We start from the raw sequence: 15,070 nt of genomic DNA on the forward strand, positions 1-15,070 counted from the left end.
GGGGCGGGCTGCCAGCGGGAACAGCAAACAGGAGGGACCAATGGACGCACCCCTTGGCCTGACATGGATCGATCTTCTGGCATGGATGAGCGGGGGCGCCGCCTTTCTTCTGATGGTGGCCGTCTATAACAGCCTGTTGCTGCGCGACCCCATGCGGGGCCGCCTGCGCACCCTGAACGAACGCCGCCAGGCCCTGATTCAGGGGCTGAGCCGCCCCACGCGCCGCAAAAGCTCGGTGAAGCGGGTGGACGGCGTGTCGCTGATGCGGGCGATCGCCCACAAACTGAAACTGCTGCAATCGCGGGAAACCCGCACACTGACGGACAAGCTGGCCGCCGCGGGCTGGCGCAGCCGGGATGCGCTGGTGATCTATCAGGTCTCGCGGCTGGCGGGGCCGCTGGTGCTGGGGCTGGTGGCGCTGGTGCTGCTCAAAGGCGTGGGCATCCTGCCGGGGCTGAAAACCTGGCATCCCCTGATCGCGGCGACTTTCGTGCTGCTGGGGTTCAAGCTGCCCGACCTGATGGTGGAAAACCGGCGCCGCAAGCGCCATGAAGCGATCGGCAACAGCCTGCCCGATGCGCTGGATCTGCTGGTGGTCTGCGCGGAAAGCGGGCTGACGCTGGATGCGGCCCTTGGTCGCGTCGCGCGGGAGATGAAACCCGCCGCGCCCGACCTGTCGGAAGAATTCGAGCTGACCGCCATAGAACTGGGCTTTCTGCCGGATCGGCGCCAGGCGCTGACCAATCTGATGACACGGGTGGACCTGCCCGCGCTGAGGGGCGTTGTCACCACCCTGATACAAAGTGAGCGCTATGGCACACCGCTGGCCGCCGCCCTCAGGGTGCTGGCCGCCGAATTCCGCAATGACCGGCTGATGGCGGCGGAGGAAAAGGCCGCGCGCCTGCCCGCCACCTTGACCGTGCCGCTGATCGTGTTCATCCTGCCGACCCTGTTCATCGTGCTGCTGGGCCCGGCCACCTGCCGGATTTCAGACGATCTGGTGGGGATGTGACCCCCGCCATGTTAAGAGTTTTCTTGACCGCCCGCGGCAAAACTGCTTAACCTTTAAGGGCGAGAGGGCGTGATTTTTCACGTCCACTCCGGTGTGGCTGTCTATGCAGCCTCACTATCCTCGCTGTCGTGACTCGGGCCGGGTTTTTTAACCCGGCCTTTTTTTGTGCGCCCGATTGTCATGCACACGCGATCACGCGCCTTGCGGCACAGGCCCGCCCCTTGCGTGCCTAACCCCTTGGGTTGTCATGAAAAAGGGTTTAGACTGTGCGTCAGCCCCGTGACAGGCCGTTGCAACCGGCACGAGAGACCGCCCCCGGAGGATGCCCCATGCACCACCCGCCTACCCTGAAACAGTTGCGCTATCTGACCGCCCTGCATGACAGCCTGCATTTTGGCCGCGCGGCCAAAGCCTGCCATGTGACGCAGAGCACCCTGTCCGCCGGGCTCAGGGAACTGGAAAGCCTGCTGGATGCGGAACTGGTGGAGCGCACCCGGCGCACCGTGATGTTCACGCCTTTGGGGGAGGAGGTGGCGGGCCGCGCCCGCGCCATACTGAATGATGTGGACGACCTGACCGCCATGGCCGCCGCCGCGCGCGACCCGCTGAGCGGCGTTGTGCGGCTTGGGGTCATCCCCACCATCGCGCCTTTCCTGTTGCCGCGCATCATGCCCGCCCTGGCCGATGCGCTGCCCGATCTGGAACTGCACCTGATCGAGGAAAAATCCGCCGATCTGTGCCGCAAGCTGAAAGACGGGCGGCTGGATGCGGTGTTGTTCGCCCTGCCCTATGCCTGTGGCGACGTAACCGAAATGCCGCTTTTTGAAGACCCCTTCTATGCCGCCTATCCCCGCGGCGGCGCGCCGGGCGACAGCGTGACCACCGATCAGTTGCGCGATGTGCGCCTGCTGCTGCTGGAAGAAGGCCACTGCCTGCGGGACCATGCGCTGTCCGCCTGCCGCCTGCTGGACAATGGCGCGCGGGAAACCCTGTCGGGCACCAGCCTGCACACCCTGATCCACATGGTGGGCGCGGGCGCCGGGGTAACCCTGCTGCCCGGCATGGCCGTGGATGCGGGCGTGGCGGACACGGCGGGCGTGGACGCGATCCCCTTCAGCGATCTGAGCCCCAGCCGCACCATCGGCCTGATCTGGCGGCCCACCAATCCGCGCCAGCCCACCTTTGAGGCCCTGGGCAAGGTGATCGTGGACGTGATGACCGCCACGGGCCAGAGCGGCGAAACCCGAACCCCTGGCACGCAAGACGGCGCAAGCGGCCCGGCCACCCGCAAACGGCTGAGCGCCTGAGGAAAAACCCATGCGCGAAACAGTGTCGCTTCAAACCGGCCATGCGGGGCGCGCCGCCACGCAGGCCGGTGGCGCGACCCCGGAAGACGGTGCGGGACCACGGAACGGCGGCGACCTGCCGGGCCGACAGGAAGACCTGGCCTTTCTGGACTGGCAGAGCCTGTCCGGCAAGGCGCAGGCGGCCCTGGGCGACCTTCTGATCTGGCTTCAAAGCCATGTACTCACCCTGGGCGTTCTGCTTGAAGGCACCGCCGCACTGATCGGCTTTCTGATCGCCCTGCCCATGGCCGGCCCGGCCCGGCGGCTGGTGCGCCGCCCTTTTCGCGCCCTGAGCCACGCCCCCATGGCGGGATGGCCGCTGGAGCGGTTGGGGCAGGCGCTGGGCTCGGTGACATTTCCGATCATCTGGGGCGGCGTGGTGCTGCTGGCCGGGGCCGTGTTTCAGGCTGCCGGGCACACGCCGGACGTTCTGCGCATCCTGTGGAGCCTGATCGGCGCCTGGATCATCATTCGCCTGCTGGGCGGGCTGATGACCGGCCAGCCCTGGGTACGGGCACTGGCCGGGCTGGTCTGGCTGGTCGCGGCCCTCAACATACTGCGCCTTCTGGACCCCACCATCGCCATCATGGACGGCTTCGGCATGTCGGTGGGGGATGGGCGCATCTCGCTTTACAGCGTGACCAAGGGCGTCGTGGTGGGGGTGGCGCTGGTCTGGCTGGCGCTGACCATGGCGCGGATCATTCAGGCGCAGGTGGAGCAGATGGGGGACCTGTCCCCCTCCATCCGGCTACTGGTCAGCCAGGCGCTGAAATTCGTTCTGGTGGCGGCGGCCATCATCACCGCCCTGAACAGCGTGGGCATCGACCTGACGGCGCTGGCCTTTCTGGGCGGGGCCGTGGGCGTCGGATTGGGCTTCGGCCTGCAAAAGGTGGTGTCCAACATTGTCAGCGGCTTCATCCTGCTGTCGGATCGCTCGCTGAAACCCGGTGACGTGATCGAGGTGGGCGATACCTATGGCTGGGTGAACAGCTTTTCCGCCCGCTATACCAGCGTGGTCACCCGCGACGGCACGGAACACCTGATTCCCAACGAAACCCTGGTGACCCAGCCGGTGACCAACTGGTCCTATACCAATCAGAAAGTGCGCCGGAAAATCCCCGTCGGGATCAGCTATGACAGCGACATAGACAAGGCCACGGAGCTGATGCTGAGCGCCGCAGAGGGCGTTCCCCGCGTGCTGAGCGACCCGCCCCCGAACTGCCTGCTGAAGGAATTCGGCGAAAGCAGCGTGAATTTCGAGTTGAGAATATGGATCGAAGACCCGGAAAACGGCGTCTCCAATGTGGCGGACGTGGTGTTGCGGCGCATCTGGCATCTGTTCCGGGAACACGGCATCAAGATTCCCTATCCGCAGCGGGATATCCATATCGCCAAAAGCGCTTCCGACCCGTCCACACCACCCATGACGGACTCGCAATGATCCGCCAAGTTTGCCATGATAGGTGGAGCAGCGCCCAAAGGCGCCCGGAAGGGATGGCGAAACCGTGACCACCCAGAGACCGACCGGCCTGAACAAACTTGCCCAGACACTGCTGAACACCCGCGGCACCCTGTATCGCGGCGCGGATGTGAACGGCCTGTCACCCCATAGCGACGCCTTTCTGGACCTGTGCGCGCAAACCCGGCAGGGGCCGCTTCTGCACCGGGATCTGGTAACACCGCGCCGGTTTCGCCGGTTTCTTAGCGGCATGACCATCTTCGAGCCCATCATCGAGAATGGCGGCGTGGCCGATGCGCTGATCCGGCTGGTGGGCACGGAAACGGCCACCGATTATGGCGAAGTGGCGGGCACCTATGTTTCCGGCTATTCCGAGCGCGAAATCCGGGAGCGCGTGCTGGCCGCCCTGCATATGGTGGTGACGGATGGCGCCCCGGTCTGCGTGATGGGCACATTCTCATCCGCCCGGTTTCACAAATCCGTTCTGGTGGCCTATGTGCCGCTGACCCTGCGTGAAGGCGGTACCCAGGTGGACCAGGTGATCAGCTATGGGCGCGTTCATAGCTGATCCGGCTGTGCGGGCAGCACGATTTCCGCCCGCCAGAGCGGTACCAGTTCATTGCCCCGGCCAAGGCTGGGCGCGGCATGTGCGCCGGTAATGCGGAACCCCGCCTTTTCCAGCACCCGCCCGCTGGCCGGATTATCCTGCGCATAAAGGGCCGTGACCGGGCCGCTGTGCCCGGTGGCGGCCTGAAGCTCCGCCAGCAGCAGCGGCACCACCCGGCTGGCGAGACCGTGGCCACGATAGTCAGGGTGGATGCTGTAGCCGATTTCCCGCTCATCCCTGAGATTGAGGAAATAGAGCGCATGACCCACCATCCGCCGCCCCGCCATCACGGCAAATTCCCGGTGAATGGCGGGGTCGCGGCCCAGCCGTTCCGCCAGCCGGGCACGGGCCCAGGCCAGGTCGGGCCGCATGGGAAGGGTGGCCGCATTGCGGATCGTATCGCTGTCGCTCACCACGGCCAGAAAGGCGCGCGCATCGCGGGGGCCAAGGGGCCTCAGGCGAATCGGCCGCCGGGCCACCCGCCGCGCCCGATCGGCTTTTGCCCATAAGGCACTGAGAGTTGCCATGGCCCATCTGGTCATGATCCCGCTTCTTCATGGCTTGAGACAGAAAAGGGCGGGCCGATATTCCCGGCCCGCCCCGACAGCTTATGGATGCTCTGGCCCGCTGCCAAGCCTAATGGTCATAGGCGGGGCTGCGGTCGATCTCCAGATAACGGTCGCGCAGCTTGGTCTGGCGGCTTTCAAGGGGCAGGTTCCTGCCCGCGATCATAACCGCATCCGGGCTTGTCATCACCTCCATCGGGTCACCGTTCCAGACCACGATGTCGGCCACCTTGCCCGGCTCCAGCGTGCCATAGCTGTCCGCCACGCCGAACATCTCGGCCACATTGACGGTCATGGCATCCATCGCCGCTTCCCAGGGCAGACCGTGGGCCACCGCATTGCCCGCGAACTGGGGCAGCAGGCGGGTGTTGTGGCTGCCGCCCACACCGCCGGACAGGAAAGCGATGGTCACACCGGCCCGGTGCAGGCGGGCCGCATTCTGCTGCGTGGCGCCCAGCGTCTCGAAACTGGACGGCAGGTTGGCCATGCTGTCCAGAATCACGGGCACCCCGGCGGCGGCGATATCATCGGCCACGCGCCAGCCTTCCTCGGCATCCTTCAGAATCACCTTCAGGCCGAAGCGGGATTTCAGCGCCAGCGCCTGGCGGATATCGGACGCGCGATGGGCGGTCACCACAAGGGGCACCTCACCGGCCAAAAGGCGATCCAGCGCTTCTTTCTCCGCCTTCAGGCCATTGCCGCCTTTCTTGCCTTTCTTCTTGCCGGGCTTGCCACCTTTCTTGCCCATCTTCTCGCCCATCTTCTGGCATTTCTGACAGCCATCGGCCTTTTCGGTGGCATCATCACCGCTCTTTTTGCGGCGCGCCTTCCGGGCGGTGGTCAGCTTGTGGATCAGCTTCTGCCACAGCGCGGCACGGCTGCCACCCTCGGCGCTTGCCGCACCTTCGCTGATATCCAGCCCCACATAGGCCCGCGGCCTGACCACCAGATCGGGGCCATCGCCCAGCGTGATCACGCTGCCCTGCCCCTGCCACATGGAGCCGGTGCCGGCAAAGCCGGTAACCGCACGGGTCACACCTTCCATGCGGGTCACCTTGATCAGGGTGCTGTCCGGGTTGATGGCGTGGGTCGCGTCCAGCGCCAGCGGGGACTCGGCCTTTTTCACACGGGCATCATTGATGCCTGCCGACAGGGACACTTCCCCCATGCCCAGCGTGGTCATCGGCGCCATCAGGCCAACGGTGACCCATTTGCCGTCCGCATCCACCGTGCTGTAGCCGGGCGGCACATCGCCGCCGCTTTCCACGCTTTCAATGATGCCGTCATTGACCAGAATGGTGGCGTTTTCCACCTTGCCGGAACCGCCCTTGGTATAGGCGGTGCCCCCCACCACGGCGATCCGGTCGGCGGACGCCGCACCGGCCACCAGGCCGAGCGCCAGCGTGGCCGCCCCAAGGCGGGCGAGAAGACGATTGGCTTGCTGTTTCATGCTCATTTTTCATCTCCCTCGCCGGGCTGGCCCAGTTCGAAATCGCTCACCGGCGCAATGCCGGAGGCGCGATCGAATATGATGGCACCATCCACAAAGGTTTTCTCCGCACGGCTATAGGTGCTGAACGGATCGCCGTCCCACAGCACCACGTCCGCGTCCTTGCCGGGCTCCAGCGTGCCGGTCTGGTCCGCGATGCCCAGCGATTTGGCGGGGTTCAGGCTAAGCCATGTCCAGGCTTCGGCTTTGGAAATATCCAGCCCGGCCTTGCGGCCATCCGCCAGCGCCTTTGCCGCTTCCTGATTGAGCCGCTGTATGCCAACCTCGCTATCGGAATGAACAATGGCGCAGGCACCCGCCGCATGGACCATGGGGATGTTTTCCCGCACGCCGTCATAGGCTTCCATCTTGAAGCCCCACCAGTCCGCCCACATGGCCGAGCACACGTCTTTTTCGGCCAGCTTGTCAGCGATCTTGTAGCTGTCCACCGCATGGTGGAAAGCGGTGATCCGGGCCCCGAACTCGTCCATCACGTCAAGCATGGTACCCATGTCATCGGCGCGGTAACAGTGCATGTGCACCTTGATATCGCCCTTGAGGACGCCCGCCAGCGTATCCAGCTTCAGATCCCTTTTGGGCGGCAGCACATCCTTGCCCGCCTTCACATCGCGGCGGTATTTCTCCCACTGGCGCATATAATGCTCGGCATCGGCAAATGCCTGCCGATATCCCGCCACATTGCCCATGCGGGTATGCGGACGGCTCATATATTCGCCGCGCTTGGTGCCATAAACCCGCTTGGGATTTTCCCCGCAGGCCATTTTCAGGCCGTAAGGCGCGCCGGGAAACTTCATGTCCTGCGCCACACGGCCCGGAACATTCTTCAGCGTAACGCTGCGCCCGCCAAACAGATTGGCGGAGCCGGGCAGCAATTGCAGCGCCGTGATCCCCCCGGCAGCGGCACGGCCATAGCCGGGGTCCTGCGGCCAGTTGGAATGCTCGGCCCACACGTCGGGCGTTACCGGTTCGCCGATTTCATTGCCATCGGAATGGGACTGGGTGCCGGGGCTTGGATACACCCCCAGATGGCTGTGCACATCGATGATGCCGGGCGTGACCCACTTGCCGCCACCGTCGATCACGGTGGCGCCATCCGGCGCCTTCAGATTGCGGCCCACGGCTTTCACGTCGCCGTCCACCATCAGCACGTCGGCATTGTCCAGCCGACCGCCCTTGCCATCCAGCACGGTGGCGCCGCGAATAAGGGTGGGTTCGCTGTCCAGCGGCGTATAGCTGGACGGGAACGGGTTGCGATCAATGCTCACCGGTTCGGCAACCGACGCACCGGTCGGCCCCCATGCCAGCACACCGGCTGCAATCAGAAGGGCCGCCGCCATTGGGCCGCGACGGCCAGTTCCTCTGCATGTTATCACGTGTCATCTCCCCTGACTTGGTGCCTGCCATATGCGCAGGCTGACGGGATGCTAGCAGCGCGGATCGATACTGTCACGCGGGGGGCGGGAAAGGGGCGGCGGGAATTAGAGCACATCAACCGGCAGGTGGGTCAGCCAGGCGGTGTCATGCTCATAGCCCAGCCGCTCCAGCGCATCGGGGAAGCGCGCCTGAAAGGCCCGGCCCAGCGCCTGATCGAACACCCCCTGCCAGAGCGCGATATGGCCGGAACGCACCTGATTGAGGCTCACACGGCCCCCGGCATAGGGCGCATGGGCGGCGATGGCCTCAAGAAAGGCATCGAGCGACGACCCGATCAACCCCGCGGCGGCCAGCAAAGCGCGGGTTTCCACGCCCGACGCATCGTCCGCCAGCGTCTCGTACCGGGCGCGCGCCAGCGGCGCGGTGTCACTGTGGCTCACCATGGCGCGGATGGTGTCCCCGGCGGCGCCGTCCATCTCGAAGACCAGCGCGTCATGGGGGCTGCCCGTGGCCAACAGGGCATCGCGGTAACTGCGCCCGCCATACCGGTCCTGTGGCTCCAGCAGCCAGGCTTCCTTGCCGCGCCGGTGCACTTGTTCCCCCGCGATCACCACGTCACGCGGGTCCCGGATCAGGCGAAAGCCCCCCGTGGCCGCTTTCAGCAAGGGTGCGGGGAAGGCCGTGTGATCGTCGAAATAGATACCGGGCCCGTTGAAGCCGTCCGCCCCCTCGAACAGGGGCCAGTCCAGCGCCTGCGCGGCGGCGATCGCACTATCGCGCATCCAGACCGTGCCGGTCTTGTGATAGGTGCCGATCAGGAAAACGGGCGGTTCCAACACGGCCATCCTTTGCCGGAAAACAACGGGTGGGGCCGGGGAATGTCCCCGGCCCGGTTGCCTAATGGATGCCGTGCATCCAGCGCCGCAACAGCGGCACCAGCGCCAGCATCACCACGCCGACCCCCATGGCCAGCCAGCCAAGGTCGGTGAAAAGCGTGACCGTGTTGCCCACGTCCAGCTTGTCGCTGCCGGGGCTGCCATGGGCCGCGTCGCTGCCGGTGAGAGAGGCGATCACCCCGCCCACATAATTGGCCAGCGAAGTGAACAGGAACCACATGCCCATCATCATGCCGACAATGCGTGTAACCGACAGCTTGGTGATCATGGACAGGCCCACCGGGCTGATGAACAGTTCCGCGAAGGTGAGCGCGAAATAGATCAGGATCAGCCAGAAGAAGGACTTGCCCGGCCCCTCATCCATGGACAGCCCCATGCCGAACAGCACATAGCCACCGCCAATGATGAACATGGACAGGGCGAACTTGGTGGGGGTGGATGGTTCCCAGCCGCGTTTTGCCAGCTTCTGCCAGACCACGGACATGATGGGCGCGCCAACCACGATGAACAGCGGGTTCATGAACTGCACCTGCCCGGCGGTCAGCGTGAATTCAAGCCATGTGCCGCCAAACAGGGTGCGGTTGAACTGCTGATCCGCCAGCAGGGTCAGCGAACTGCCCTGCTGCTCGAACAGGGCCCAGAACACCACGGAAAAGGCGGTCAGAATGGTGGCCACCACCAGCCGCTGCAATTCCTCCCGCGTGCATTTCAGAAAGCCGTAGATCAGCACGACCAGCACGATGGCGGCGGATGACCCGTTCAGCATGAAGCCCACCAGAACCGGGCTCTGCACCATGATCCAACTCAGCCCCACCAGCGCGATGCCGAACAGATAGATACCATGCTCGCGGCTGATGATGCCGCCCAGGCGCTCTTTCAGAAGCGCGGGATCGGGCGGATCGGCGCGGCCTTCCAGCAGGGGCTGCCCCCAGATGAACACCGCCAGCCCGAACAGCATCCCGATCCCGGCCAGGCCGAAGCCATAGCCCCAGCCATAGGTCTCCCCCAGATAGGCCACGGTCAGCGTGGACAGCAGCGAGCCCAGATTGATCCCCATATAGAAGATCGTGAAGCCACCGTCCCGCCGCGGGTCATCGGTGCTGTAAAGCGCGCCCACAATGGTGGAGATATTGGCCTTCAGAAAGCCCACACCGGTGATGATCAGCGCCAGCGCCAGGAAAAAGATGTTCAGGTGCACATCCGAGCGGATCACCTCCCCGTCCTCTGTGAAGGCGGGCGGCCCCTCGAACGCCATCATCAAATGGCCCAGCACCAGCAACAGCGCACCATAGGTCACCGCCTTGCGGCTGCCCAGATAGCGGTCGGCCAGCGCGCCGCCCACCACGGGCAGGATATAGACCAGCCCCGTATAAGCGCCGTAAAACAGGCTGGCATCCTTGGCGGAGAACAGGAAATGCTTGGTCATATAGAGGACCAGAAGCGCCCGCATCCCGTAATAGGAAAAGCGCTCCCACATTTCCGTCATGAACAGAATGGTCAGGCCGATCGGATGGCCCAGGAACTCCCGCTCCTGGCTTTTGATCGCCTGGCCGGACTCGTCAACCATGCATCCCCCCTACTGTTACGGTTTATCCCTGTGTTCTGCGTGTCAGGGTATTTTGCGTTTCAGTTTCATGTACCGTAGCGAAAAAAAGCACAGATTCCGCCCTGACAGAAGGAAAAACCACCCTGCATCGGGGCGCGCCGCACCGCACTGCCCGGTCAGTCATCGCCCGCCGGGCCGATATGGCGGTTCAGAAAGGTCATCAGCGTGCCGTAAAACCGGCGGCGATGATCGGCCCGGTGCAGCCGGTGGCCCGCCCCGTCCAGCACCACATGACTGACACGACGGCGCGCGCCCTCCAGCGCCTGTGCCATCACCGCCGAATGGCCGGGCAGCACCACCTTGTCGCGGTTGCCGTGCAGCAGCAGAACGGGGCGGCGGAAACGGGGGGCCAGATAAAGCGGCGACACATCCTTGAGCTGCTCCCGGTTCCAGTCCCCCTGAATGCGCGGCACGCTGAGCGCGCCAAAGCGGCGGCTGTCCAGATAGTTAACCAGATGCGGCAGGGAGGTGACGCCATTGAGGCTGGCGGCGCAGGCAAACAGCCTGCGATCCCGCACCACCGCCATCAGGGCGGCATACCCGCCATAGCTGCCGCCCGCGGCGCACAGCCGCCCGCGCGCCACATGGCCCCGGTCGAACAGATAGCGGGCCGCCGCGACCACATCATCCTGCATGGCGCGGCCCCACTGGCGATAACCCGCCTGCCGCCAGCGTCGCCCGAACCCGCTGGAGCCGCGAAAATTCGGCTGCAACACCGTATAGCCATTGGCCACCAGCCAGGTGACCAGCGGCTCGAAACCCAGCGTGACACGGCTTACCGGCCCGCCATGAATCAGCACCACACCCCGATCCGGCGGGGCATCTCCCGGCGGCGTGGACAGAATGGCGTGCATCTCGCCCTCCCCCGCGCCGTAGCGGTCCAGGTCGATCCACACACCGCGCCGGTTCACCTGCGGCAGGGGCCGGGCCGGGTCCGGCGCCGCCTTGATGCGCACCATGACAAAGCCACCGCCAGAGGCCGCATCCGCCGCGCTGTCCACCAGCGCATAGCCATCCCGGCCCTGATCGTTTACCAACCGAAACAAATGCCGGTCCCCCGAATGGGACACATCGGCCTTGACCACCTGATCCACATGAAAGCGCCGCGCCACGCGGGCGATCAGGGTGCGCAGGGAATCGCGCCAGACAAGTTGCTCCGCCCGGTCGGCGTCATATATGGCGCCCACGGCCCGGTGGCTGGCCGGGTCCATCAGGGCGGCCTTCACGTCGAACCGGTCATGGGCCGCCAGTTTCTGGATCAGGCTGCCGTCGCTCACATCCATGCGCCAGAGCGCGCGGGTGTCGCGGCCCTTTGCGCTCAGCACCAGCGCGGTGGCGGCCCCGGCCTCCACACCCAGCGGCACCGGCGTCTCGTCGGCGAAATAATCCCCCTCCGCCAGTGGGCGCCATGTGCCGCCGCCGCTGCGGCCATAGAGCAGCCGGGTGCGCCCGCGAAATCCCTCACCCAGCGCCACGGTGCCATCGGGCGCGGCGAACCAGGTGATGACGGGCGGCCAGGCGCCGATCAGGCGGGTACGCGCCCCGGTCTTCAGATTCAGGCGGAAAACGGCGGGAAATCGCGGCTTTGAAGGGTCCGCCATCTGGACCAGAACATGATCCGGGTCATCGCCCAGCGAGCTCAGCAGCCGGGGCAGCAGGCGCTCCCCGCCCCCCTCATCCGCGGCTACCAGCGGGGTCAGTTGGCCCTGGTCCGCATCGAACAGGGTGATTCCGCCTGATTCATCCGCGATCAGAAGTTTTGCGCCCCCGCCCCAGCCGGTCCAGTGGATGCGGTGCCGGGAAAAACCGGTCAGCATCGCATCCTCAAGCCACAGCCCGTCATCGGGCGTATCCGCCAGACTATCGGGCACGCGCCAGACCGCCAGATAGCGCCGCTGCAACGGTTTGGAACCGGGCCGGAAAGCGGCCAGAAACCGCCCGTCCGGCGACAGGGACGCACCGGACAGCGGCGGCGTGGCCACAAGCCGGTCCAGCAGCGCCACACCGGTGACGGGGCGGCGATCCTCGATGGGCTTGACGCGCGTGGGCTCCTCGGCGAGAGCGGGAAGCCGAACAGCGATAAGCAGGGCAAGAACAATCAGAACCGGGCGCATGGGCGGTAGCCTATCACGCGCCCCGGCGCGCTGGAAGCCTGTCGCCCCGCCCGGAACGGTCGGCGGCCATCAGGCGTCCTTGCCGGCATCCGCCGGGGTCTGCCGGTCCACGTCCAGAAAGGTCTGGTGGCAGGTGGCGCGGGCCAGCGGGCGCTCCTCGGCGCCTTTCTCGAACAGGGTGGCATCGGCGATGGCCCGGCGCCGTCCGCCACGCACCAGCCGGGCGCGGGCGATCAGCACGCTGTCCGGCATGACCGGGCGGAAATAGTCCGTTACCATGGTGCCGGTGGAAAACGGGCGCTGGCCCGCCGCCATATAGGTGATCATGCCACAGGCATCATCCAGCATGGCGCCGATCAGGCCGCCCTGAACATGGCCGTGCGGGTTGCACATGGCCGCCGTGGGGCGGAATTCCAGCAATCCCTCGCCCGCATCCATATCCAGCTTCAGATAGCGGCCACCGAGAAAATCCATGCTGGGCACATTGGTGGTGGTCATAAGGCAGTCTCCGCGCAGTTTCGGGCCGCGGTCCCACAGGCAGGGCACGCGCCTTGGGGGGGGGGGGGGCGAATTTTCATACTGGCCATTCCAGTTTATTTTTGAGACAATACAGAAGCGGACGGAAAGGGCAAGCGGGCGCACCTGCCCCGCGAATTGGAGAGCCCCGAAGGGGACAAGGCACATGTCCACCCATTGGCAGAAACTGAAACCATCCGATGTGGCCAGCCGGGACGAGATCGCCCGCCTGCGGGCAAAAAGCGACCTGAAAGGTGCCGGGCTGCTGCTTCATGCCTGGGCCGTGATCGGGTTTGCCGCCGCGCTCTATGCCGTCTTTCCCGGCTTCTGGACCGGGCTTGCCGCCCTGCTGCTGGTGGGCGGGCGCCAATTGGGGCTGGCCATTCTGATGCATGATGGCAGCCACGGCCTGCTGTTCAGAACCCGCGCGCTCAATGAGCATCTCACAAGGTGGCTGGCCGCCGCCCCCATGCTAATCGACATGGATGCCTACCGCATTCACCACATGCAGCATCACCGCTTCACCCGCACGGAAAAAGACCCGGACGAAGGGCTTTATGCGCCCTTCCCCGTGGGCCGGGCCAGCATGGCTCGCAAGCTGTTGCGGGACATTACCGGCCTGACCTTCCTGCGCGTGCGTTTCGGCGAGCTGATGCACCACTGGCGCCATCAGGGGCCGGGGGAACCGGCGGGCCGCGCGGCGCGGATGCTGCGCTTTTACGGGCCTGGCCTGCTGGTCAACGCCCTGATGGCCGGGGCCGCCATGGCAGCGGGCCGGGGCGATGTGTATCTGGTGGTGTGGCTGCTGCCCTTTGTCACCAGCTACAATCTGTTCCTGCGGGTGCGCAACATGGCGGAGCACGCCACCGTCCCGGACCTGGGCGACCCCCTGCGCAACAGCCGCACCACGCTGGCCGGCCCGGTGGAGCGGGCGCTGGTGGCCCCCTATTTCGTCAATTTCCATATCGAGCATCACCTGATGCCCTTCGTGCCCTGCTATCATCTTCCCCGTCTGCATCGCCTGATGCGGGAGCGGGGCTATCATGACCAAATGGAAATCCGCCCCGGGTATGGCGACATCATCCGCCTGAACGCAGGCCGCCCCGAAGCCGCCTGATCCCGGCATTTTCCGCTCGGCGGCGGACGCAGCGGCACCAGCCGCCCACCCGACCCCCTTGTGCACGTAATACTCACTGTGAAGTGCATCTTGCTTTTGCAAGTGTATGGCGCTTGCCCGCAAAAGGGTAGAGCGGCACACCCTTAACTGGTCCGGTTCATAGTTTCCAACGTCCTTTATTTTAGCGTCAGAGACCCCGTGAATGTTGAAAGCAAGCCCGGATATCCAGACCTGGTTCCAGCAGGAGGGCGACCCCGTAACCTTTCCCCGCGGCTCTCTGATCAAGGCAGGCCATCAACCCGCAGACCCTTTTTTGCTGGTACAGTCGGGCTGGCTGCTCATGTATGACGACCTGCCGGAGAAGGGGCCGAGCATCGCGCAATTCTATACCACACAGGAACTGGCACCGGGGCTGAGCGGCCTTTTCCTGCATGATCCATCGGAAATTCGCGCACGAACCGATTGCGCGGCAATCGCCGTCAGTGCCGACCGGATACGGGAAAAGATCAATGAGGACCAGACCTTCCGGGATGATCTGCTGACCCTGATGGCCAGCAAGCTGCTGGTGGCGCGGCGGCGCTGGTCCGTGATGGGGCACCTGAACGCACGGGAAGCGGTGATGATCCTGCTGGCGGAAATCAGCGTTCGCACCGGAAACGGCCACGACACGCTGAACGGCGGCCGCAGACTGGTGCCCCACACCATCGAAATGCCCCTGACCAATGCGGAGATCGGCCAGGTGGTGGGACTTTCCGAAAGCCATGTGGGCCGTGTCATGCGTTCCCTTGATGAGGACGGCCACACCCGGCAGGACGGCCAGACGATCCATATCCTCAACTGGACGGAGACAATCCAGGCACTGCACCTGCCCCGGCTCTATCAGGGCACGCTGAGCCCGCCCGCCATGCTGAACAGTCACGCGCCCCAACAACCCCAGCCCTGACTGG

The 15,070-nt window shown here is 65.2% G+C and carries 13 protein-coding genes; 6 read left to right on the forward strand and 7 right to left on the reverse strand.

Annotation, left to right across the window (positions count from 1 at the left end):
- The first annotated feature begins 40 nt into the window (after positions 1 to 40).
- The 4 genes from WGH93_RS06975 to WGH93_RS06990 all read left to right on the forward strand — a co-directional run bounded on the left by WGH93_RS06975 (position 41) and on the right by WGH93_RS06990 (position 4,385).
- Positions 41 to 1,012: a type II secretion system F family protein gene (locus WGH93_RS06975; RefSeq protein ID WP_374764147.1), complete on the forward strand. Its 972-nt coding sequence runs from the start codon at positions 41 to 43 to the stop codon at positions 1,010 to 1,012.
- Between the two features lie 329 nt (positions 1,013 to 1,341).
- Positions 1,342 to 2,319 carry a hydrogen peroxide-inducible genes activator gene (locus WGH93_RS06980; RefSeq protein ID WP_374764148.1) on the forward strand — a complete coding sequence of 326 codons (978 nt, stop codon included), beginning with the start codon at positions 1,342 to 1,344 and terminating at the stop codon, positions 2,317 to 2,319.
- A 10-nt stretch (positions 2,320 to 2,329) separates the two neighbouring features.
- The gene (locus WGH93_RS06985; RefSeq protein WP_374764149.1) at positions 2,330 to 3,799 is read left to right on the forward strand and encodes a mechanosensitive ion channel family protein; all 1,470 of its coding nucleotides are present in this window, start codon (positions 2,330 to 2,332) and stop codon (positions 3,797 to 3,799) included.
- Between the two features lie 64 nt (positions 3,800 to 3,863).
- Positions 3,864 to 4,385, forward strand: coding sequence for a PAS domain-containing protein (locus WGH93_RS06990; RefSeq protein WP_374764150.1), 522 nt, complete (start codon positions 3,864 to 3,866; stop codon positions 4,383 to 4,385).
- Here WGH93_RS06990 and WGH93_RS06995 read toward each other — a convergent pair.
- The 7 genes from WGH93_RS06995 to WGH93_RS07025 form a co-directional block, all read right to left on the reverse strand.
- A complete protein-coding gene (locus tag WGH93_RS06995) occupies positions 4,376 to 4,966 on the reverse strand; it encodes a GNAT family N-acetyltransferase (RefSeq protein WP_374764151.1) in 591 nt (196 codons plus the stop codon). The genes WGH93_RS06990 and WGH93_RS06995 overlap by 10 nt on opposite strands.
- Positions 4,967 to 5,060: 94 nt before the next feature.
- Positions 5,061 to 6,446: an amidohydrolase family protein gene (locus WGH93_RS07000; RefSeq protein ID WP_374764152.1), complete on the reverse strand. Its 1,386-nt coding sequence runs from the start codon at positions 6,444 to 6,446 to the stop codon at positions 5,061 to 5,063.
- Positions 6,443 to 7,837: an amidohydrolase gene (locus WGH93_RS07005; protein WP_374764153.1), complete on the reverse strand. Its 1,395-nt coding sequence runs from the start codon at positions 7,835 to 7,837 to the stop codon at positions 6,443 to 6,445. The genes WGH93_RS07000 and WGH93_RS07005 overlap by 4 nt, the downstream gene beginning before the upstream one ends.
- Positions 7,838 to 7,978: 141 nt before the next feature.
- Positions 7,979 to 8,710 carry a hypothetical protein gene (locus WGH93_RS07010; protein ID WP_374764154.1) on the reverse strand — a complete coding sequence of 244 codons (732 nt, stop codon included), beginning with the start codon at positions 8,708 to 8,710 and terminating at the stop codon, positions 7,979 to 7,981.
- Positions 8,711 to 8,771: 61 nt separating this feature from the next.
- Positions 8,772 to 10,337, reverse strand: a complete 1,566-nt coding sequence (locus WGH93_RS07015; RefSeq protein WP_374764155.1) for a peptide MFS transporter — start codon at positions 10,335 to 10,337, stop codon at positions 8,772 to 8,774.
- Between the two features lie 155 nt (positions 10,338 to 10,492).
- Positions 10,493 to 12,490, reverse strand: a complete 1,998-nt coding sequence (locus WGH93_RS07020) for an alpha/beta hydrolase family protein (RefSeq protein WP_374764156.1) — start codon at positions 12,488 to 12,490, stop codon at positions 10,493 to 10,495.
- A gap of 69 nt (positions 12,491 to 12,559) precedes the next feature.
- Positions 12,560 to 12,988, reverse strand: coding sequence for a PaaI family thioesterase (locus WGH93_RS07025; protein WP_374764157.1), 429 nt, complete (start codon positions 12,986 to 12,988; stop codon positions 12,560 to 12,562).
- 184 nt (positions 12,989 to 13,172) lie between these two features.
- On the opposite strand from WGH93_RS07025, the gene WGH93_RS07030 reads away from it, so the two are divergent.
- Together WGH93_RS07030 and WGH93_RS07035 are read left to right on the forward strand one after the other, a co-directional pair.
- Positions 13,173 to 14,123 carry a fatty acid desaturase family protein gene (locus tag WGH93_RS07030; protein ID WP_374764158.1) on the forward strand — a complete coding sequence of 317 codons (951 nt, stop codon included), beginning with the start codon at positions 13,173 to 13,175 and terminating at the stop codon, positions 14,121 to 14,123.
- 202 nt (positions 14,124 to 14,325) lie between these two features.
- Entirely contained in the window at positions 14,326 to 15,066 is a 741-nt protein-coding gene (locus WGH93_RS07035) for a Crp/Fnr family transcriptional regulator (protein ID WP_374764159.1), read from the forward strand.
- Positions 15,067 to 15,070: the final 4 nt, after the last annotated feature.

This window comes from Yunchengibacter salinarum (genome assembly GCF_037658235.1).
Classification (GTDB): Bacteria; Pseudomonadota; Alphaproteobacteria; order Sphingomonadales; family Kordiimonadaceae; genus Yunchengibacter; species Yunchengibacter salinarum.